Genomic DNA, 21,406 nt, shown 5'->3' with positions numbered 1-21,406 from the left:
AGGCTCCGCCTGGAAGCAAGTAAATAAGCGTTCATCTGCGGTTAAAAATTACCCTATGACAGTATCATCTCCAGCCACCAACCCTCAATCTGCGATCGCCAACATCAAAAGAGCGATCGGCAAAATCACCCTACCTTGGGGAATCACCATAGGCTACCTCAGCCTCATGCTATTTCTCCCAGTCACAGCCATGCTGGTAAAAGCCAGCACAGCAAACCCCAGTGAATTTTGGAAAATTGCCACAAGCCCGATCGCCCTTTCCGCGTACAATGTCACGTTTTTTACCGCATTAATTGCCGCATTAATTAACGGAGTATTCGGCACATTAATTGCCTGGGTATTAGTCCGCTACGACTTTCCCTTAAAACGGATTGTCGATGCAGCAGTAGATTTACCCTTTGCATTACCGACATCAGTCGCAGGTTTAACCCTCGCCACAGTTTACAGCGATAACGGCTGGATAGGCGGGCTGTTTGCACCGTTAGGAATCAAGATTTCATTCACTCGCTTAGGCGTAGGCGTAGCCATGATATTTATTTCCTTACCATTCATCGTGCGGACTGTACAGCCAGTTTTAAACGAAATGGAAAAAGACATCGAAGAAGCAGCTTGGTGCTTGGGTGCTTCTCAATTTCAAACCTTCTGGCGAGTAGTTTTGCCGCCACTGTTTCCCTCAATTTTAACCGGAGTTGCCCTCGGATTTTCGCGAGCGGTGGGCGAGTACGGTTCTACTGTAATAGTAGCTTCTAATATACCGTTTAAAGATTTAATCGCCCCGGTCTTAATTTTCCAGCGATTAGAGCAGTACGACTATGCAGGAGCCACGGTGATTGGCACTTTCATGTTAGGTATTTCCCTGACAATGTTATTCGCTATAAATTTCTTACAATCATGGAGAAGACGCTATGACGGCTAATCTTAATTTATCGAAAGAGTACAACTTTCCACCAGGTGGTTCAGCTCGGAAAAAAGAAAAAACTTGGGTAAAACCAACTTTGATCGGAATTGCGATCGTCTATCTTGGTCTCATCTTATTTATTCCAGCTCTCAACGTTTTTTACCAAGCTTTCAAAAAGGGAGTAGATCCGTTTTTGAGCAACTTAACCTCACCAGATTTTCTGTCAGCAGCACAACTCACCCTGCTGATTACTCTGATTGTTGTACCTGTAAATACGGTATTCGGTTTGTGTGCAGCTTGGGTTATCGGCCGCAACAAATTTCCGGGACGCACACTCTTAATCAGCATTTTAGACGTACCATTTGCCGTATCTCCCGTAGTAGCAGGTTTAATGATTGTACTGCTTTACGGTCGCTTGGGATGGTTCGGCCCGTGGCTGGAGAGTGCCGGAATTAAGGTTATCTTTGCTTTCCCTGGAATGGTACTAGCAACTGCTTTTGTCACTTTACCTTTTGTCGCCCGCGAAGTAATTCCTGTTTTGGAAGAAGTGGGAACCGATCAAGAAGAAGCGGCGAAAACGTTAGGAGCAAATGATTGGCAAATTTTCTGGAATGTCACGCTACCGAATATTCGTTGGGGCTTACTTTACGGAGTAATTTTGACCAATGCTAGAGCGATGGGAGAATTTGGAGCCGTCTCTGTGGTGTCGGGAAATATTGCTAAAAAAACCCAAACTTTGCCTTTATTTGTAGAGGATGCTTACAAGCAATATGCGACGCAATCGGCTTTTTCTGCGGCGGTAGTTCTCGGATTGTTAGCAGTTGTTACTCTCGTGCTTCAGGAGGTTTTGGAAAAGAAAACTAGCATCAAGGAGGTTGAGTAATCAAATATAATGATGTGTTTTTGCGATTGCAAACCAATCGCAACTCTCAGTAAATAATGTAGGGTACACACTACGCACCTTACCTCGGAAATAAACATTAGGAGCATCAAATGTTAAACCAGAACAATAGCGAATTTGAATTTGAATCGACGAGCGACAATTTTCACCAAACCAAAGAATCAGATATCCCCCACGCTGATTCAGGAGACACCAGATTAACTCAAACCCGCATTCGGATTCGTGTTCCTAAAGAATATCATCAGGAACCTGTCATTTCTAACCTGATTTCGCAATACGGTTTGACGGTGAATTTTAATGCGGCTTTGTTGGGTGTCAAAACTTCGGATGACGGTTGGTTTGATTTGGAACTTAACGGTACAAGTCAACAGATTGAAAGTGCTCTGTTTTATCTCAACGATTTAGATGTGGAAATATGGAGCAATTCCAATCATCCCGATCAAGAAACTTGGTAAAGGTTTGTAGTGGGGACTTGAGTCCTCATAAAACTCGAACTGTGGGTTCTCACTACAAACCAATTTTATCGCCGTTGTTCGATCGCGAATCCATATCTTTCAGCCGAAAAAAATTATGGTAACATCACTTTACAGATGATCGCCGTGACTGATGAATCTTGACTAACAAATATCGATCGCCCTCAGTTAATTATTAGATTGACAATTTTTCTCAAATTTGGTATAGTTCCTATCTCTGGAAAATCCAAAAATAGCACGCCGCTCTTTTCAAAGATTTTTGTAACAGCCGGAACAATATCCCCGTTTAAAACTTCTAAACAATCAAACTAAGTCATTTTATGCTGGCAAAGCATAAAATAAAGTTTTTGTCAATATCTATTTGATTGATACAAATTAAGGGCTATCCTGTTAGTTGGCGCAGTCCCCGTAGAGGCCGGCTTCGCTAACGATAAACACCAGCGCAGGAAAAAGCTCGATTGCTGGTGTGCGGGGTTTGTGATATGAATTTGATGTGTGCGTGTACCAGAGGAATTTAAGCGTGGAATTTTATAAAGAACCGAAACACCAGATAGTTTTTGCAGATTCACAAGTTACAGATTGGGCAAGTTTAACAGAAACTGTAAATCCAGATACAGAAGTTATTATTCTCAAGGGCGATCGGGACGGCATCGAACAAATCGCCGAAACACTTAAACAACGGCAAAACATTGCAGCCGTCCACATTTTGTCTCACGGCGCAGCAGCCAGCTTGCAACTGGGAACCACAGAACTCAATCTCAGCAATATTGAAAGCTACCGCAATTATTTAGAAACATGGTTTGCTTTACCAGCGGCATCGGCAAACTCGAACTATTCAACTACAGCTAAACCCGAAATTCTGCTTTACGGTTGCAACGTTGCCGCCACAGAAGCCGGTGTGGCCTTCGTAGAAAGGCTGAGCCAACTAACCGGGGCGGAAGTTGCGGCTTCGGATAATTTGACTGGTAGCGCCACACTGGGTGGAGACTGGGAACTCGAAGTGACTACGGGGAAGATCGAGACGGCATTGGCATTTTCCCAAGAAGCGAGAGAAGCTTATAGCGGGGTGCTAGCTGACTTAAACCAGAGTGCTGGCGACTTTGGCGCACTGCAAAATGCCATCAATGTTGCCAACATCAATGCTGGGATTGACACAATTACCCTGACTGCGGATATCACCCTCGCGGGGCTGCTGCCAAAAATTAGTGACAACACCAATATCATTGGCGGAGGTTTTGCCATCAGGGGCGGTAGCAATTTCCGCGCCTTCGTAGTTGATAGCGGTGCAAACCCAGTCAACATCTCCAACCTCACCATTGATTCTGCAAGAGCATTAGGTGGCAACGCACCAGTTGGTGGTGGTGGCGGCGCTGGTGGTTTAGGCGGCGCACTTTTTATCAATACTGGCAGCGTAATTGTTGACAGAGTGACTTTCTCGAACAACCAGGCGATCGGCGGTAACGGTACTCTTGGCAGCGGTGGCGTTGGTGGCAACAGCGACTTAAACACTGGTGTTGCTGGTGGCACTCCTGGTGTGGCAGGGGCTGGTGGTGTTGGTGGTACTCCTAATGGTACTGGCGGCATTGGTGGCACCGCTGGAAATGGTAGCCAGGGCTTCCCTGGTGGCACTGGTGGCATTGGTGGCATTGGTGGTACTGGTGGAGCCACCACCGGTAGTGGTGGGCCTGGCAGTCCTGGTGGGATTGGCGGTACTGGAATCTTCGGTGGTGGCGGTGGTGGCGGTGGTGCTGGTGGCGCTGGCGGCCCTGGTGTTGGTACTGGTAACGGTGGTAATGGCGCGATCGGTGGTGCTGGCGGCCCTGGTGGTATCGGTGGCGGTGGTGGTGCTGGTGGTATCGGTGGCGGTGGTGGTACTGGTACTGTTGCTGGTACCGCTGGTACTGTGGGTGTTGGCGGTGCTGGTGGCTTGGGTGGTGGCGGTGGTGCTGGTAGCACTGGTGGTGCTGCTGGTGCTGCTGGTGGCGGTGCTGGTAGCACTACCGCAGGTGGTGGCGGTGCTGGTTTGGGTGGTGCGATTTTTGTCGGTGGCGGCAGCTTGACCTTGACCAACAGCACCTTGTATAGCAATACAGTCAGGGGTGGAAATGCTGGTGATGCTACCGCAGGTGCGGGTACAGCAGCAGGCGGTGCAATTTTCGTTAACTTAGGTGCAGCAGCTACGCTGACTAACAACACGATCGCCTATAACTCTGCTACAGCGGCTACTGTTGGCGCACCGGCTAGTCTGATTGCTAGATCCGGAGGAATTGACAACGGTGGTACTGTCACGGTCAAGAATACGATCGTCGCTGGCAACACTGCTGCTACCAACACCGATGTTACAGGAGCATTCACAGGGAACAACAACCTGATTGGAGTTATCACCGGGAGTACAGGTTTTGCGCCTACTGAGCAATTAGCAGTTCCGATCGCAAGTGTATTAGCACCAGCCGCCGCTGCCGCACTAAACGGCGCAACAGCCGGGCCTTTGACCCTTGCCCTAGTTGACAATAGCCCCGTAACTACCAGCAGCAACCCTGCCATTGGTGGAGGCGACCCAACCATAACGGCCGTGGGCGCTACTGCTTTCGACCAACGCGGCGCTGGTTTCCCTCGCAAAATTGACAATACTCTCGTTGCCAAACCCAATGTTGACATCGGTGCTTACGAGTACGGGCCCGTTGTTCAGGGTCAGAAATTCAACGATATCAACGGCGACAGCCTTAAAGCTGCGACAGATCCAGGTTTAGGTGGATGGACTATTACCGCAGGAACTAAGACTGCTGTTAGCTCTGCGGTTCCTGCAACTTTGGGTCAATACACCCTTACCGATACTAAGGCAAACACTGCGATCGCAGAAACACCACAAGCCACTTGGACGCAAACTTCCCCTACCACTGTGCCTACCATTGGTACTACGGATCTCTTTGGTACCACCGCCGTCAACTTCGGCAACTTCCAGGACATGACCATCAGTGGTCTGAAATTTAATGACCTCAACGGCAACGGTACTCAAGATGCAGGGGATGTGGCAGTAGCTGGGGTTACGCTTAATTTAACCAATTCCGTCACAGGGGCTGCGATCGGAACACCAGCCACCACAGATGCCACTGGTGCTTACACTTTCACAGGATTGAAGCCCCTTGCAGGTGGTGCTCTCTACCGTGTCCGGGAAACGGTGCCCACAGGTTCCACACAAACCACAACCGATCCCGCCGACATCACTCCCGAAAGCGGCGCAACGATAACTAATGCTACCGTTGCGGGCCTCAACTTCGGTAACTTCCAAAACATCACCGTCAGCGGCACCAAATTCACCGACCTCACAGGCGACGGCTTCTCTGCCGACGATACCCCCCTCAACGGCACTACCGTTCGCTTGTTGAAGGATACTAACAATAACAGCACTTTAGATACCGGCGATACCGAAGTCGCCAGTCAAGTTACCGGGACAGCGCCTGCGGCTGCTGGCACTTATAGCTTTACCAACGTTGGCATCGGTCGGTACTTTGTGAGAGAAGATGTGCCGATCGGTTTCTCACAAACCGCCGGCCCGGCTTCTTATACAATTAACACCGTTAGCAACACCCCGATTACGGGTCAAAACTTCGGCAACTTCCAGTTCGGCAAAATCAGCGGGATCAAATTTAACGACCTCAACAAAAATGGCGTGCAAGATGCGCCAGCAGAAGAACCCCTAGGAGGCTGGACAATTTACTTGGATGCCAACGACAACGGCGTGCAAGACCAAGTACCAGCAGAAACTGGCACCAACGCCACCGTTACCGATGTCACCGGTAAGTACCAGTTCACCAACTTACCAGCCGGCACTTATACAGTGCGGGAAGTTGGACAAACCGGCTGGACGCAAACTGTGCCGCCCGCCGACGCAGCCACGCCTACCCTTTCCGGGGCATTTAAGATCGCAGTCACCAGCGGCACCGACTCCCAAAACAACAATTTCGGCAACTTCAAGCCCAACTCAATTAGCGGGCTGAAATTCAACGACGCCAACAATAGTGGCTTTAAAGACCCCGAGGAAACAGGACTGCCCAACTGGCAAATATTCCTCGATACTGACGGCAACGGCACCCTTGACACCGGCGAACCAAACACCCTCACCGATGCCACCGGTAACTACAAATTCCTCGATTTGTCAGCAGGAACCTACAAGGTGCGGGAAGTCTCGCAGCCTACTTGGACGCAAGCTACCCCCGATCCGGCCGACATCACTGTCGTCAGCGGTCAAGACATCGCTAATATCAACTTCGGTAACTTCAAGTCGAGCACCATCAGCGGTCAAAAATTCAATGATGCCAACAACAATGGCCTTAAGGATGCCGGAGAACTGGGGCTGCAAAACTGGCAAATATTCCTCGACAGTATCAATCCCGATGGCATATTTGAACAGGGCGAACCGACTACCATCACTGATGCCCTAGGCAACTACACTCTCAAAGACATACCCGCAGGCACTTTCCAGGTAAGGGAAGTACCGCAAACCGGCTGGACGCAGACGACGCCTAACCCCGCCCCGATTACGGTGGCTGGTGGAGATGCGATCGCGGGCATTGACTTCGGCAACTTCCTGCCGGAACCGGGCACGATCCGAGGTCTGAAGTTCCGAGATAGCAACAACAATGGCACTCAGGAAGCCGGAGAACCGGGTTTACCCAATTTCCAAATTCAGTTAACTAAGGTCGTACCTCCAACCCCAGGAGCTCCTGCTGCGCCTGCTGTTACTACTACTACCGACAACAGCGGCAACTACTTGTTCGCGAACCTAACGCCGGGAACCTACAGCGTCCGGGAAGTCAACCAAACTGGTTTCACCCAAAGCACGCCCAACCCAGCCGACATCACGCTGACTTCGGGTGCTATTGTCAGTGGCATCAACTTCGGGAACTTCCCGACACCGACACCAACACCGACACCGACTCCGACACCTGCGCCGATACCTGTACCGACACCGGCACCGGCACCTGCGCCGACACCTGTACCGACACCTGTACCGACACCGGCACCGACACCTGCGCCGACACCTGCGCCGACACCGACACCGACACCTGCGCCGATACCTGTACCGACACCGACACCTTCACCTGTACCGACAGATTTGGTTTGCCCTGCAGACTTCCCCAGAAACCCTATTTCTAATCAGTTCGGCAATTCTTCTGGGGGTAATGTCATCAACGGCCCTAACGGTGACGATACGATCGTCGGTACGGCCAACAGTGACTCGATCTTCGGATTGGGCGGCAACGATTTGATTTTTGGCCAACAGGGCGGCGACTACATCAATGGCAATACGGGTAACGATACTGTCTACGGTGGCATCGATAACGACACTCTCTTTGGCGGTAAAGGCTTTGACCTGATTTTTGGCGATCGCTCGAATGATACGATTTACGGCAATCGCGGCAACGACTCGCTCAGCGGCGACGAAGGCGATGACCTATTGTACGGTGGCAAAGCCGACGACGTAATGTTGGGAGGCGCTGGCGACGACGTGCTGTTTGGCGATGAGGGCAATGACACTCTCTGCGGCAACGACGGTAACAATACCTTAATTGGCGGCAACGGTGATGATTTGCTCTTTGGTGGCACCGGCGATGACTTGCTCTTTGGAGGTATTGGCAACGATACCCTCGTCGGCGGATCTGGCCGCAATGGTTTTATCTTGGCAGACGGCGCGGGAATTGATACTATTTTCAACTTCACCGCAGGAGTTGATTCACTTGTGTTGGTGGGAGGCTTGGACTTCAATCAACTGTCAATTACCGAAAATAATGGCTCAAGTGCGATCGGGCTTGCTAACAGCGACCAGATTTTAGCTGTAGTGGCGGGCGTACTTCCGACACAGCTATCGGCGAGCAGTTTTAGCTTGCTGGTTTAGTCAGCAGTCCCCAGCACGCAGGGGTTTCAACTTAAGCAGGCTCAAAGACTAAAGTCTTTGAGCCTGCTTAAGTCCACGCTTTGTGGACTTTGAGTTTGAGGTAGCAGTTGAAACCCCTGCTTTCCCTGCGGGTTTGAGGTTTAATATCCTGTGCGATCGATTAACCGCGCGCAGGTTCGTAGTGCGGACTTCAGTCCGCATCTCAAAAAAGCCGCGCACCTTACCCAGACAATTGGAAGTAGGGAAACGAAATTCCGTTCCCATTCTGCGGTCAAATTTGTTCCAGATATTCCAGCAAGTCAGCCATTTCTTGCGGGCTAGGCTGAAACTGCGGCATTGGTGGAGTTCGCCCGCTGGTGACTTGGCGGATCAGCTCAAATTGGGATTTGCGCTCGGAAACTCGCTGCAAGTTGGGCCCGACTTGACTGTCTGCAACGGATATGTGACACCCGGCACAGTTCATTTGAAAGATGGCTGAACCCTGAAGCTGGTTGCCAGTCAGCGACAGTACGCTTTTGACGTAGGGATCGGCGACTTGAAACTGACGAATTGTCAGACTCGCCAATATGATGGCAAGCAACACCGCGATCGCAAATATGGCAAGTCGCTCGATCGGGTTCTTAATTTCATTTTTGGCAAGTTGGTGATTCAAAGGAGTTCAATTTAAAAATAGTATCTACAAGAAAATTTACTTCTCATAACATAGCTTAATCCTTCCCAGCGGGGAGATCAAGCCTTGAGAAGGGTTGAAGGGCGTTTTTGCGAAAATTCATCTGTATAAGTGCTGGTAATATTAAAAACAGGTTGTTAAATCTTAACGTTAAGGAGCTCTCATGGTAGAACCGCTACTTTCAGGTATTGTTCTGGGTCTAATCTTTGTTACTCTGTCGGGGCTGTTTTTTGCTGCATATCAGCAGTACAAGCGCGGCGATCAGTTGGGTATCAACAAGTAAAAGGGGCCTATAGTGCCTCGGTGAAGCGAGGGGGAGAGGGGGAGATTGGGAGAGGGGGAGATTGGGAGATTGGGAGACGGGGAAACGGGGAGAGGGGGAGATTGGGAGAGGGGGGGATTGGGAGATTGGAAAAATCTTCCTGCTTCCTGCTTCCTTCCTTCTTCCCTCTCCCGTCTTCCCTCTTCCCGTTTCCCGTCTTCCTTCTTCCCTCTTCCCTCTTCCCTCTTCCCTCTTCCCTCTTCCCTCTTCCCTCTTCCCTCTTGCTGATGACGTTGTACGGAAAGCTCGGAGGCGACAGCAAAACATGACGTTGGACTGATGACGTTGGACTTCTTCCTGATGACGTTGTACGGAAAGCAGTTATTTGTTGTCAGTTGTCAGTTGTCAGTTGCCAGTTGTCACCAATAACAAACAACAAACCAACAACAAATAACAAATAACAAATAACAAATAACAAATGACTTCATTAAAGATATCGATCGAGAATAGCAGCAGTTTCCCGGCCAGTCTTTTCCCAGCTAAATTGTTGTGCTCTAGCCAAACCGAGTTCCCGCAAGTGCGATCGAGCTTTGGCATCCGTTGCAAGCTCTTGCATAGCAGAGGCTATTTCCTGGACGCTGTAGGGATTGACTAACAGTGCGCCGTCCCCCGCGACTTCTGGCATCGAAGACAGGTTAGAGGTGATGACAGGAGTGCCACAGGCCATTGCTTCGAGTACGGGGAGGCCGAATCCTTCCCAAAGACTGGGGAATAGCAGGGCGATCGCCCGATTGATGACTTTGGGCAAATCAGCCGCCGGGAGATAATCTAGAAATTTTACTCGATCGAACAATCCCAATTCTTGAACCTGCGCCTTCAGCAGCGGCGTATAGCGCCGATCTTCGGAACCTGTTATCCACAATTCGTACTCGGAATTCTTGGGTAAAGCTGCAAACGCTGATACAACTCGCTGCACGTTTTTATGGGGATTGTGGCGGCCCATATAAAGAAAATAATTGCTTGTTGGTAAGTCTAGAAACTTAAAAAAACTCGCATCATAGCCGGGAAAAATTCGCGAAATCAAAGAACTAGGAATCTTGCAAAAATTCATGAGATCGTTGGCCGTCGATTCGGAATCGCAGATGATATGTTCAGCCTGTCGCAAAACTTGCGGAATGTAGTAGCGGTGATAAGGTGTCAGCGGATCGAAGCGGCGGGGAAATCGCAGCGCTATTAGGTCGTGTACTGTAATTATATAGCGACAACCTGCAAATAAAGGAGCTTCGGGAATTGGAGAAAATAATAAGTTAGATTTTAGCTGTTTGTAAATTTTGGGTAGTTGGGTTTGTGTCCACAGCAATCGATTGATGTGTCCTCTGCTTCCTTGTTCGGGTGTGAAGTTGGCGGGAATTTCGTAGCAGTTATTGTTGGGAAATTTCTGGGCTGTAAGTAAGGTGGGATTGAGAGAATTTAGGTGAGGAAATAGGTTTTTGGCATAGATGGCTAAGCCTGTTGGTTGAGAAATTAGAAAGGAAAGATTAATTAGCAGGTTGGATTGGGGATTGGACATGGGATAATATTTAGATTGCGGTTTTGTGGTGGGATTTTTTTTATTTAACCGCAGAGGGCACAGAGAGGGAGATTTTAGAGATATTTTTGTAAGATGTTGGCGGTCGCTTTTCCGGTTTTATGCCAGCTAAATTGATTTGCTCGTGCTAAGCTAGCAGTCTTTAAGTTCGATCGCACTTTGGAATCTCTGGCGACTGTTTGCATGGCGTGGGCAATTTCTCCAACGCTGTAAGGATTGACTAATAATGCTGCATCTCCGGCGACTTCTGGCATTGATGACAGGTTGGAAGTGATGACTGGTGTACCGCAGGCCATTGCTTCCAAAATTGGCAAGCCGAATCCTTCCCAAAGTGTGGGAAATACGAGGGCGATCGCCTGATTCATTAGTACGGGCAATTGAGAATAGGCAACGTAACCGAGAAACTTTACTGAAGATTGTAAGCCTAATTCTTCAACTTGGGCGATCGACTGCGCTGTGTAGGCGTTGGGAGGCCCCGCCAGCCACAATTCATAGTTTGTGCGATCGGCTAAACTCGCAAATGCAGCAATTAATCTTTCTAAGTTTTTGTAAGGATCGTGTCTGCCGGTATAAAGAAAATAATTTTTAGCTGGCAAGTCGAGATATCTAAAATTAATATTATCGCAAGCTAGGGGAATTGCGGTCATTTTTTGACGCGGAATATGGTAAAAATTAGCAACATCCGCCGCCGTTGCTTCAGAATCACAAATAATGTGTTCCGCTTGTCGCAAAACCTGCGGTATGTAGTAGCGAAAATAAGCCGTCAAGCGAGAAAATTTTTGGGAAAACCGCAAAGGAATTAAATCATGTACCGTAACAATGTAGCGGCATTTTGAATATAAAGGTGCTTCGGGAATTGGCGAAAAAATTAGGCTTGACTGCAATTTATTATAAATTTTTGGCAATTCAAATTGAGTCCACAGCAGCCTGTTAATTTGTCCTTTCGGGCCGCGATTCGGTGTCAGAGTTTCGGGGATTTGATAGCAACTATAATTATCAATTTGCTGGGAAGCGAGTAATGTTGGTTCTAGCTGTTGCAATTGCGGAAAAAGATTGGCTGCATAAGTCCCGATTCCTGTAGGTTCGGGAGTTAAAAAAGACAAATTGATTAACAGTGAATTAGACATGATTTTAGATATCCGGCGACTGGAAGTCGCTACTACACATACAAAGTCCGCAGCAGAATGAGACTGAAGAAAATGCTAATAAAATCGACTTTGATATTAGTTTTATGCAAGAGAACTTGAGCTTTGAGTCAGGAATTAAAAACCCCTGGCGGATTTTTTAATTAGCCTTTAAGGTCGATCGAGCATTTGAGCAATATCAGCAGGATTTGGCAGCCGAATTGTAGCATATTCTTGGTGAATAATCTCAAAAAAACTATTGACTTTTTTCTCAAAACCTGCAAGTCTAAAGTTCTGACTGCGCTGCTGTGCACCAGCTTGAAGTTCAGCTAACAAATCGGGATTAACAATTAGTTGATGCGAATGCTGGCAAAGTTCCTCAACGGTATTGAACAAAAAGCCCGATCGCCCGTGTTCGACAATTTCCACTTGGCCACCACCAGCAAAGACGATCGGAGCACAACAGTTTTGCATTGCTTCCACAGTCGCCATCCCGAAATGTTCAAACCTTTGAGGATTCACTTCACCCAAACCGCAGCCGTGCCAAAAAATGCTCGCTTTAGCATAAAGCAATTTTACCTCCTCAAAAGAAGCATTAACTTTGAGCTCGATCGCCCTTGAATCTTGCCTCAATAAATTTTGAACCGTCTTTAAATAAGGATTTTTGGGAATGCTGCTACCAGCTAAAATCAGCCGCCATCCTTGAAGTCGATCGGGATAATCTGCTAGCAAACTGCGGAAAGCTTTAATTAGTTCAATTTGCTTTTTTGTTCCCCCAGCTTCAAACTGTCCCACAGCTAAAATGACCTTTTCTTTCGCCACTTTCACCGTTGCCATTTCCACGGGCGGATAAAGTAAAAAAGTTGGCTGCAAGTTCCAGCGTTTTTCCAGCCACTTGACAGTAAATTGACTGTTAGCAATAATAAAAGTGTAGTCATCCACCGCAAAGTGACGGTTGTGAAAAACATTGGGAAAGTGGCAAAAAAATATTGATATCGGCGATAGCGGTTTCACTTTTTCTAATTGGTTAGCATTGATAAAAATATCGTAATTTTTGCTTTCTCTGGAAATTTCATCAAAGGGATTGTCCATGTCCTCCACGATGATGCTGGAATCGATACACTGCATTCCGCGTTTGTCGTAAAACTGCAACGGAATAAGTTTAATTTTGCATCGAGAAAGATTCAGCCCGTACCAGGATTCTAAGTCGGAAACAGCAACGGGTTTGTTGGCGATGAAGGTAATATCAAATTCATTTTGCAGCAACGAGGCGATGGTAGCGACGTATTTTTGGCCGCCGCCGATAAAATGGAGTCCGTGATCGTAAATGGCGATCGACATTTTGCGATCGCCCCGAACCACCTGCAATCGAGGTAAAATGCGATCGACCTTGCTGCGGCTGTAAATCACCGCCAACTTTTCCAACAACTGCGGGAGTACATTTGCGATGATTTCCGGTTTCTGATAATCTAGCAGTTTTTTAATCGCCACAAACAAACTCTCGAACAGCAAATTGTACTGTTTGTTAGAAAAAAAATCTGAAGTATGAATCGCTTTAACTAATTGTAAAGGTTCGTGTTTCGCCAAATACAAAAACCGATTGCGGTTGCAGAAATACTCAGTCAGCTTGCTACCTTTACTAGAACCCCGATACTCGTGATGGGCGATAGCTGCGGGAACATAAAGCATTTTCCAACCCCGTTTGGAGCAGCGTTTAGCAAACTCTACATCCTCAAAATACATCACAAAATCTTCATCAATCGACCCCACATCTTCTAGACATTCCCTGCGAAAAAGCACCGCCGCCCAACAAAGTCCCTCGACTTCCCCTTCTGTATCGTACTGTCCCGAATCTTTCTCGCCAAAACCGATATCTTGCCAATAAAAGTCAGGTAATTGCTGAATTCCAGCGCTGTTAATTCGCCCGTCTTTAAACAACAATTTACCGCTAGCAGCGCCTACTTTATCGTCAGTTTCTAGCCGTTTTACTAATATTTCCAACCAGTGACTGTCAAGGGTTGCATCATTATTTAAAAAAGCGATATATTCCCCTTTTGCTTCGCCGATTCCGAGGTTGAGAGCTTTGGCGAAGTTGTTCGCGGAATTAACAAATATCCGAACTTTAGGAAACAGTTCGCGCAAAGCATTAACCGAATCGTCTTGAGAACAATTATCAATTACAATTAAATCAAGTTGTTCTTCTGGATAGGTAAGTTTTTGTAGAGATTTCAAGCAATCTTTAGTGTGGCGCAGATTGTTATAATTGACTATAATCAACGAGCATATGGGCAGTACAGTCATTCGATTTTAGATTCTTAGATTTTAGATTGAAGATTTTAGATTGAAGAATTGCTGGCGGGAATAACCCTGAGCCTTGTTACCAAATTATTTGGGGTCATTTTTGATATTTGATGGCGATCGATCGCCCAATTGAGCGGCAATCATCTCTAAAATAGCAGTATGTTGCTGCTGCACTGCTTTAATTTCCTCTATTTCTGACTTAAAATTGGCGATCGCCTGTTGTTGAGTCTCAAGCTGTGCTTTAACTTCGGGAAGACAGCCACTGAACTCTGATACAATTTTTATCTCTAGATTTTGTTGATTTTCTTGCAATTTTTGCAACTGTCTGCTCAACGTTTGCACCACGCGAGTATTAGCAAAGTTGTAAATTACTTGTCGTTCCAGTACCGGTCTGAGCAATTTTCGGACGATTTTCCTAACGGCTATGACTGCGGAACCCAGTTGCCTTTGGTAAGAAGTAATGGGGACGTTGTAAATGTCGAAACCAGTCTTCAAAAGCGCGATATCTTCGTCATCTTCATCTCGGGCGATCGCACTATTTTCTCTTGCAAACATCACCGAATCAGCAATACCAATTCGCGGCTCCAAAGTTTGTCGCAATTTATCTATAATTTGTTGAGTTGGTATTTCTTCGGACTCCAATCTTTCACCTCCTTAAAACCTAGGGTTCTCACTGCGAACCATCCCGCCAATGTAACACCATCCCGTGAATTTAGGCGTGCGCCGCACAGTATCCCGTGAATTATCAGTCAACCCGCGCGCAGCGCGCACCCTACAAACCGCCCGCCATTCCCTAGATTTTGCCTAGGAAAATGGTGCGCGTCTCAACTTAAGTTAACTCAATTTGACTGTCATCACCGATCATAAACCGCAAAGCCTTTGGACGCGCCGGCGCATTAATCAGTTGAGCTCGTTGTCCGATCACGCTATCAACAATTCGCTGATGAATGCCAATTATTTTCGCCCCTTGCAATATTACACTGTGTTCGATATCAGCATCAATCATCGTCACGCGATCGCCAATACTGCTGTAAGGCCCGACAAAGCAATTTTCAATGCGGCTATTTTCTCCAATTACCACAGGCCCGCGAACTGTAGAATTAATAATTTCCGTTCCTTCGCCTATTTGCACGCGCCCGATAATTTGACTTGTGCTGTCTACTTTCAATTCAGATGAAGCTACAATACGGCTATCTAAAATGATTTGATTTGCACTCAGCAAATCATCTTTTTTCCCCGTGTCCAGCCACCAACCCTCTAAATTACAGGCTTCTACCTGTTTTTTCTGATTGATGAGCTGTTGGATAGCATCAGTAATTTCCAGTTCGCCGCGGGGCGAAGGTTGAATTTGATCGATCGCCTCATGAATAGTAGGAGCAAAAAAGTAAATTCCTACCAGTGCTAAATTCGACGGTGGAACTTTTGGTTTTTCTACCAACTGCAAAACTCGCCCGTTTTCATCAACTTTTGCCACACCGAAAGCCGAGGGATTGACAACTGGACGCAACAAAATTAGACCGTCTAGTTTTTGCTTTTGAAAAATCTCTAAAAACGGATCTAGCGAATTTTCAATTAAGTTATCTCCCAAATACATAATAAACGGAGAATCGCCTAAAAACGGTCGGGCAACTTTCACCGCGTGAGCGAGTCCCGCCGGTTCTGATTGCAAGATATAAGTAATTTTTGCACCGAAGCGAGATCCATCTCCAGTTTTCGCCTTCACCTCTTCCCCAGTTTCGGGACTAATAACAATCCCAATATCCGTAATCCCAGCCGCCACAATTCCTTCTATTCCGTACCACAGTATCGGCTTATTTGCCACCGGAACCAACTGCTTAGCACCCGTATAGGTTAGGGGACGCAAGCGTGTTCCTTTGCCGCCAGAGAGGATGAGTGCTTTCATGGGGTGAAATCTAAGTTATCCTTTAGGGTTTGCGGTGCTGGCTCGATTTGCCTGCACTTGTTCGCTCTGGTTAATTTTAAAGCACCGCTACCCCGCTGGCAATAGCCTCGATAGCAGAAAGAAGGCTTCAAAGGCTTCAATCGAGGTAAAAAGAAGCACGAAGGAAGAAGGAAGCAGCAATCAAAGCAAGGGTTTGAGCAATGCGAGAACTTTCTCAGTCTCTTGGCGGTTGCTGTCCAATTGATTTATAGTCGATCGAGCATTCAGTCATCTCAAATTGAAAAATGGAAAATCTCAAATAGTTTAATAGCGACCGTATCTAGCGATAACTTTATTACCACTATTATTGTTATTTGTCAACCAGGCCCACATTTGATCGCCCAGACAAAAATGCCACCACTCGTTAGGATGCTGCTGAAAACCAGCCGCTATCATTGCATCTTTTAATATTTGCCTGTGCAGGTGATATTGGTGTTTTTCCGGCTGCTTGCTATTGGCAAAATAATCGGGATAAGAGCGTTCTGATGTTTCATCAATCGGAGAACCCATATCAATTTGTTGATTATTTTCATCCACTAAAGTTATATCTAAAGCAGCGCCTGTACTGTGAGGCGGAGGCGTAGCCAGATCCATACTCGGTACGGCCCAAAATTGATATACGTGATTGATAATTACTTCACGTTTGTCTTCGGAAACCGGAAATTCGCAGCCTTGAGCTACAGCAATTTGATGGAAAGTATAATCTATCATAAATTGCTGAACTTCTACCGGACGATAAGCATCAAATATCCGAATTTGCCAATGAGGATAATGTTGCTGTAGTTGCGTTTTAGCTGTTATTAAACTATTGACAACTCCCTGCCGCAAATAGTAAGGCGAATCTGCTTTGCTGTTGTGATAAGGAGCACCCAGTTTTTGATAGGGGTGCGGCGTTTCCAAGGCAAAATGTTCGGTGGGAATTGGCACTAAGGGTTCGCCACATTCATCGATCCCTATTTGCTGATATGGTTTCACAGTATAATTGTGATGAATTTGTATTTTTTATTTAAATGCTCAATTTAGATACTAGCACGGGAATTGCATTTATTTCCGAAAATTCGCCAGTCCGCGCTCAGTTGCGACAATACGTGCAAGGACAGCAAATGGTAATGACTTAGACGGCTTTTAATGAGTTGACTAATATTGTTCAAAGCATAGCAGGTTCCTTGGAGCAAGCGCGAGCAAGTCGATCAGAGAGTGGCTGTCATTCGCGACAATCCTTCTGTTAGATCGTTAAATTTGCAGATAACTAGAAACTTAGGCGCAAATGATATAATAATTTTGGGAACAGGAGATGAGTTGGGCATCACAACCATGACAGCAGATGCTAAAGCTGTTAGGGCAATAAGCGGTCAAGGTATTGATTTCAGCGTGTACGTCCACCCTCCGTGTCGTTTAACGGGAAACTAACAATGAAAGTTGCTATTGAACATTATTTGTTGAGTACCTATAAGTTGATTCACCGTGCTTTTCCTGACGGAGTTAAAGATGAGGATTATTTTCCGCTTTTGGCACTGCTTTACGGTGAAATGTCCGATCGCAATTTAGCAGAAGTCATGGCACACTGTACAGGTAAAGATTATTATCTTGTTCTGAATGATGTATATGGGGTCGGTTCAACCGGTGAACCGGATGCTGAAGCTATTGCTAAGCTGAAGGAGCGTTTGGTGCTGGCTTGCGGTTACGCAGAATGGCTAGAAGAGTAACTGTTTTTATAATTACTCAACTCCGGACAAGTTTGTAGTAAGGACTTTAGTCTTCATAAAAATCCTCGGACTAAAGTCTTCACTACAAACCTAAAAAAAATTCTAACTTTGGCGGTAAGCAACTACCGCATAAAATGGATCGCCGCCTCCCATCCCCAGCATTTGCATAAAACTCGGTAAGTTAGACTGTTTACTAACTACTTCCGGTTTGCTAAATCCGGGTATGTTCGCTCCTTTGACCGAATCAAAGTAACTCTTGACCAATTGTACCCGATCGCCCTCCGAACCTTCCCGCCAAGCCGCAATTGCCTTTTGAGAAAACATCCGGTTGGAAAAGCTGATAATTGCTACGCCCCCGGGCTTCAAAATGCGGCGAATTTCGGCAAAAATCGCATCCGGCTGTTGCAAATACTGCACCGATACGCAGTTGACAACTGCGTCAAATTCTGCATCTGGCAGCGGCAATTTGGGATTTGCGTTCAAATTTTGCAAGAAATAATGATTCAGCCTGGGATTTTTTGCTAACTCCTCTTCATTCATGCCGTGGCCTTCGACATGGGCAAATTCCATTTCTTCCGGCAAGTGAGACACCCAACTGCTCATCATATCAAAAATCCGAGTATTGGGTTTGAGCCGTTCCCGATACAAATCGGTTAGTTGCTGAATAAACCCGTCATCTACATGAGTCACAAACCGAGGAGAGGAATAGAACACTGTATCGTCGGTGTCGTCTAACTTGGTACGCAAAGAGTCTGGAAGCAACATAAAGTCCGATCGCAAATAAGATTTACTCTTTCTAGTTTAAGAACAATTAAGATTTGTAAACACCTTTCCCCAGAAGGAAATCCCGCTTGCATGGTGGTTGAGGGCGCGATGGATAGTTGAAAGTTAGACACCCTCTGCAACGCCACAGTCTGGGCGAGTGGGCGAGTCGGCCAGCGGGCCAGTCCGCCAGTCCGCCACCCAAGGGGTTTCAACCCGGTTGGGTTCGCAGTTTTAGCGCAGCATTTGCCCTAACCAAAAATTCTACTTTCCCCCTTGACAACTTCCAAAATACATTTTACACTGATAGTACGAACGCTAAGTAATAAACCGATGGTTACTACATCCACTATCGATCGCAAATATCTAGCTCAGTGGCACGACGTTCTTGCTCCCCAAAGCTTAGGCTACCGGCTCAAACTGCTGGGGCAATTAGGGACTCGCAGGCTGCAAGAAATACTCGAACCCTTCGGGCTGACACCTTTCCACTGGCTGGTACTGTGCTGCTTGTGGCAAGAAGACGGTTTGCCTACTTCCAGCATTGGCGACAAACTGCAACAGGTAGGCGGGACGCTAACGGGCGTGATCGATCGCATGGAAGAAAGAGGCCTAGTCCGCCGGGAGAGAGACACGCGCGATCGTCGTATATGGCGCATTTGGCTGACAGACTCGGGTGCCCAACTGCAAGACGTACTGCCCCCGCTGGTAGCTGAAACCCGCGAGCGAGCTATGGAAGGCATTCCAGAAGCCGAGCGACAACTCTTTTCCCTACTGGTCGATCGGGCGATCGTCAATCTCTCCTAAACCAACAAATCGCTCTTTCGAGTGAAGCGCAGCAGCATCTACCTCCACTACATTACAAATAACAGCAAAATACTACGCACCCTTAAAAAAAGCCGTCTTACTAAATAAAAACTACGTACCCTAAACAAACGACATCTTACTAAAGAATCAGGAGTCAAATACCATGAAAGACACAAACGAAATCAACCCAGCAGAATTCAACGGCAACGGCAACGGCAACGGCAAAGCAGTAGCTGTATTAGAAAAGCCGATCGATGACACCATAGCCAAAAGCCTACCAGTAATCCCCGCCCCAGAAACAGAAGTCAGCGCCGAGGTCAAAACCGGCCCAGAAACAGAAATCCAACCACCCCTGCCACCGTCGGAAACACCCAAGAAAAAGTCCAAGAAACCACTAATTTTCGCTGTATTGGGCATCGGGGCGATCGCAGCGGGCAGCCTCGGCTACCACTACTGGCAATACGCCTCCATCCACGAAGAAACCGACAACGCCACAGTTGCCGGACACATCCACCAAGTCAGCAGCCGCATCAACGGTACAGTCAGCGAAGTCTTAGTGCAAGACAACCAACAAGTCAAACCCGGACAACCGCTGATTAAACTCGACCCCCGCGACTACCAAGTTAAACTGCAACAATCCCAAGCAGCCTTAGAAAACGCCCGCCGCCAAGCCGAAGCAGCCCAAGCCAATATTGCCCTCGCCTCTCAAACCAGCCAAGGCAAAACAGCCCAAGCCCAAGGAGATATCAGCACCGCCAATGCTGGCATTTCCACCGCCCAAGCAGCCATTAAAGAAGCCCAACAAGGGGTACCCGCTGCCGAAGCCGCAGTCGCCCAAGCCGAAGCCGGCGTGCCGGCAGCAATCGCCAAAGTCGCCCAAGCCGAAGCCGGAATTCCCCAAGCACAAGCCAAAGTGACGGAAGCTCAAGCCGGTATTGCAGCCGCGCAAGCTCAGCTAGTACAAGCGCGAGCTAGTCTGGTTAAAACCCAAGCCGATTATAAACGTTACGAAAGCTTGCAAGAAGAAGGTGCGATCGCCCGCCAGCAACTAGACGCAGCTAGAGCCGCCTACGATGTAGCCCGAGGCCAAACCAGCGCAGCCCAACAAGGAATTGCCCAAGCTAGAGCGCGCTTAGCCCAAGCCAAAGAAGGCGTAATCGAAGCCCAAGCAGGAGTAGCCCAAGCTAGAGAAGGGGTAAAACAAGCCGAAGCCCAAGTAGCGCAAGCCAAAGTCGGCATCGCCAGCGCCGAAGCTAAAGTCGCCGTAGCCCAAGAAGGTATCAGTACCGCCGAAGCGAAACTCGCTGCATCCCAGGGCGGATTGCAACAAGCTCAAGCTACGGGCGAACAAACTAAAGTCAGCCGATCGCAGTATGATGCTGCTAAGGCTGCGATCGCCCAATCGGAAGCTGCGGTTAAAGACGCTCAACTGCAACTTTCCTACACGAGTATCACCGCACCAGCCGCCGGACAAATCGGCCGCAAATCGGTTGAAGTGGGGCAGCGGGTGCAGCCGGGAAGTCCATTAATGGCGATCGTCAGCAACGATTTGTGGGTAATTGCCAATTTCAAAGAAACGCAACTGGCAAACATGAAACCAGGCCAAAAAGTAGAAATCAAATTAGATGCTTTTGGTGGCCGCAAATTTGAAGGTCATCTCGATAGTTTCTCCCCAGCTTCTGGCGCTCAATTCTCCTTATTGCCTCCCGACAATGCGACGGGAAACTTCACCAAAGTTGTGCAGCGGATTCCGGTGAAAGTTGTGTTTGATGCCGAAAGCATTAAAGGCTACGAAACTCGGATCGCACCGGGGATGTCTGCTACAGTGAATGTTGAACTGAAATAAATTAGGCAGTCATTACACAGGCCAAGAAGCCTGGTTTGGTCGCAGAATCCCGGTTTCTGGAAATTATGCACGGGCTAAGAAACCGGGTTTCTGCGATTATATTTGTAGCGCAGCGAAAAATATCGGAATCAACCCGGTTTCTGGAAATTATGCAGTGGCTAAGAAACCGGGTTTCTGCGATTATATTTGTAGCGCAGCGAAAAATATCGGAATCAACCCGGTTTCTGGAAATT

18 protein-coding genes are annotated in these 21,406 nt (G+C 47.5%); 10 read left to right on the top strand and 8 right to left on the bottom strand.

Going from position 1 to position 21,406, the window contains the following annotated elements:
- The first annotated feature begins 55 nt into the window (after positions 1-55).
- The 4 genes from cysT (at position 56) to QT998_RS01005 (ending at position 8,168) form a co-directional block, all read left to right on the top strand.
- On the top strand, positions 56-916 hold the full coding sequence (gene cysT, locus QT998_RS01020; protein WP_333092795.1) for a sulfate ABC transporter permease subunit CysT: 861 nt from the start codon (positions 56-58) through the stop codon (positions 914-916).
- Positions 906-1,781, top strand: a complete 876-nt coding sequence (cysW, locus tag QT998_RS01015) for a sulfate ABC transporter permease subunit CysW (RefSeq protein ID WP_333113522.1) — start codon at positions 906-908, stop codon at positions 1,779-1,781. The genes cysT and cysW overlap by 11 nt, the downstream gene beginning before the upstream one ends.
- Before the next feature lie 110 nt (positions 1,782-1,891).
- The gene (locus QT998_RS01010; protein ID WP_333113524.1) at positions 1,892-2,254 is read left to right on the top strand and encodes an NIL domain-containing protein; all 363 of its coding nucleotides are present in this window, start codon (positions 1,892-1,894) and stop codon (positions 2,252-2,254) included.
- A gap of 538 nt (positions 2,255-2,792) precedes the next feature.
- Entirely contained in the window at positions 2,793-8,168 is a 5,376-nt protein-coding gene (locus QT998_RS01005) for an SdrD B-like domain-containing protein (protein WP_333113525.1), read from the top strand.
- A 271-nt stretch (positions 8,169-8,439) separates the two neighbouring features.
- Here QT998_RS01005 and QT998_RS01000 read toward each other — a convergent pair whose 3' ends face one another.
- Positions 8,440-8,820 (bottom strand): c-type cytochrome, encoded by a 381-nt coding sequence (locus QT998_RS01000; protein WP_194011927.1) that lies wholly within the window; start codon positions 8,818-8,820, stop codon positions 8,440-8,442.
- A 181-nt stretch (positions 8,821-9,001) separates the two neighbouring features.
- On the opposite strand from QT998_RS01000, the gene petG reads away from it, so the two are divergent.
- The gene (petG, locus tag QT998_RS00995; RefSeq protein WP_015174208.1) at positions 9,002-9,121 is read left to right on the top strand and encodes a cytochrome b6-f complex subunit V; all 120 of its coding nucleotides are present in this window, start codon (positions 9,002-9,004) and stop codon (positions 9,119-9,121) included.
- 466 nt (positions 9,122-9,587) lie between these two features.
- Here petG and QT998_RS00990 read toward each other — a convergent pair whose 3' ends face one another.
- The 6 genes from QT998_RS00990 to QT998_RS00965 all read right to left on the bottom strand — a co-directional run bounded on the left by QT998_RS00990 (position 9,588) and on the right by QT998_RS00965 (position 17,030).
- Entirely contained in the window at positions 9,588-10,670 is a 1,083-nt protein-coding gene (locus QT998_RS00990; protein WP_333113531.1) for a glycosyltransferase family 4 protein, read from the bottom strand.
- A gap of 74 nt (positions 10,671-10,744) precedes the next feature.
- A complete protein-coding gene (locus tag QT998_RS00985) occupies positions 10,745-11,815 on the bottom strand; it encodes a glycosyltransferase family 4 protein (RefSeq protein ID WP_333113533.1) in 1,071 nt (356 codons plus the stop codon).
- Positions 11,816-11,983: 168 nt separating this feature from the next.
- Complete coding sequence (locus QT998_RS00980) at positions 11,984-14,113, bottom strand: glycosyltransferase (protein WP_333113536.1); 2,130 nt, start codon at positions 14,111-14,113, stop codon at positions 11,984-11,986.
- A gap of 84 nt (positions 14,114-14,197) precedes the next feature.
- Positions 14,198-14,755, bottom strand: a complete 558-nt coding sequence (locus QT998_RS00975; protein ID WP_333092787.1) for a hypothetical protein — start codon at positions 14,753-14,755, stop codon at positions 14,198-14,200.
- Positions 14,756-14,942: 187 nt separating this feature from the next.
- Positions 14,943-16,016, bottom strand: a complete 1,074-nt coding sequence (locus QT998_RS00970; RefSeq protein WP_194010932.1) for a glucose-1-phosphate thymidylyltransferase — start codon at positions 16,014-16,016, stop codon at positions 14,943-14,945.
- 303 nt (positions 16,017-16,319) lie between these two features.
- Entirely contained in the window at positions 16,320-17,030 is a 711-nt protein-coding gene (locus tag QT998_RS00965; RefSeq protein ID WP_333113538.1) for a M15 family metallopeptidase, read from the bottom strand.
- A gap of 222 nt (positions 17,031-17,252) precedes the next feature.
- On the opposite strand from QT998_RS00965, the gene QT998_RS00960 reads away from it, so the two are divergent.
- Both QT998_RS00960 and QT998_RS00955 read left to right on the top strand, forming a co-directional pair.
- Entirely contained in the window at positions 17,253-17,465 is a 213-nt protein-coding gene (locus tag QT998_RS00960; RefSeq protein WP_333092785.1) for a DUF1308 domain-containing protein, read from the top strand.
- A gap of 2 nt (positions 17,466-17,467) precedes the next feature.
- Positions 17,468-17,761 (top strand): DUF3349 domain-containing protein, encoded by a 294-nt coding sequence (locus QT998_RS00955; protein WP_333113539.1) that lies wholly within the window; start codon positions 17,468-17,470, stop codon positions 17,759-17,761.
- A 102-nt stretch (positions 17,762-17,863) separates the two neighbouring features.
- Here QT998_RS00955 and QT998_RS00950 read toward each other — a convergent pair whose 3' ends face one another.
- Complete coding sequence (locus tag QT998_RS00950) at positions 17,864-18,526, bottom strand: class I SAM-dependent methyltransferase (protein ID WP_333113542.1); 663 nt, start codon at positions 18,524-18,526, stop codon at positions 17,864-17,866.
- A gap of 330 nt (positions 18,527-18,856) precedes the next feature.
- On the opposite strand from QT998_RS00950, the gene QT998_RS00945 reads away from it, so the two are divergent.
- The 3 genes from QT998_RS00945 to QT998_RS00935 all read left to right on the top strand — a co-directional run.
- The gene (locus QT998_RS00945) at positions 18,857-19,327 is read left to right on the top strand and encodes a MarR family winged helix-turn-helix transcriptional regulator (protein ID WP_333092781.1); all 471 of its coding nucleotides are present in this window, start codon (positions 18,857-18,859) and stop codon (positions 19,325-19,327) included.
- 163 nt (positions 19,328-19,490) lie between these two features.
- Complete coding sequence (locus tag QT998_RS00940; protein ID WP_333113544.1) at positions 19,491-21,173, top strand: HlyD family secretion protein; 1,683 nt, start codon at positions 19,491-19,493, stop codon at positions 21,171-21,173.
- 35 nt (positions 21,174-21,208) lie between these two features.
- The coding region (locus QT998_RS00935; RefSeq protein WP_333217890.1) for a hypothetical protein at positions 21,209-21,406 on the top strand (198 nt) is incomplete at its 3' end.

The sequence above is a fragment of the Microcoleus sp. S1D4 genome, assembly GCF_036700765.1.
In the GTDB taxonomy this organism is placed as follows: Bacteria; Cyanobacteriota; Cyanobacteriia; order Cyanobacteriales; family Microcoleaceae; genus Microcoleus.
Note: the sequence above shows the minus strand (reverse complement) of the source record. Positions and strands in the feature narration are given on the sequence as shown.

Coding starts and splice junctions, on each gene's coding strand:
- cysT (WP_333092795.1), top strand. CDS start 56: ATGACAGTATCATCTCCAGCCACCAACCCTCAATCTGCGATCGCCAAC.
- cysW (WP_333113522.1), top strand. CDS start 906: ATGACGGCTAATCTTAATTTATCGAAAGAGTACAACTTTCCACCAGGT.
- QT998_RS01010 (WP_333113524.1), top strand. CDS start 1,892: ATGTTAAACCAGAACAATAGCGAATTTGAATTTGAATCGACGAGCGAC.
- petG (WP_015174208.1), top strand. CDS start 9,002: ATGGTAGAACCGCTACTTTCAGGTATTGTTCTGGGTCTAATCTTTGTT.
- QT998_RS00990 (WP_333113531.1), bottom strand. CDS start 10,670: ATGTCCAATCCCCAATCCAACCTGCTAATTAATCTTTCCTTTCTAATT.
- QT998_RS00985 (WP_333113533.1), bottom strand. CDS start 11,815: ATGTCTAATTCACTGTTAATCAATTTGTCTTTTTTAACTCCCGAACCT.
- QT998_RS00980 (WP_333113536.1), bottom strand. CDS start 14,113: ATGACTGTACTGCCCATATGCTCGTTGATTATAGTCAATTATAACAAT.
- QT998_RS00970 (WP_194010932.1), bottom strand. CDS start 16,016: ATGAAAGCACTCATCCTCTCTGGCGGCAAAGGAACACGCTTGCGTCCC.
- QT998_RS00955 (WP_333113539.1), top strand. CDS start 17,468: ATGAAAGTTGCTATTGAACATTATTTGTTGAGTACCTATAAGTTGATT.
- QT998_RS00950 (WP_333113542.1), bottom strand. CDS start 18,526: ATGTTGCTTCCAGACTCTTTGCGTACCAAGTTAGACGACACCGACGAT.
- QT998_RS00945 (WP_333092781.1), top strand. CDS start 18,857: ATGGTTACTACATCCACTATCGATCGCAAATATCTAGCTCAGTGGCAC.
- QT998_RS00940 (WP_333113544.1), top strand. CDS start 19,491: ATGAAAGACACAAACGAAATCAACCCAGCAGAATTCAACGGCAACGGC.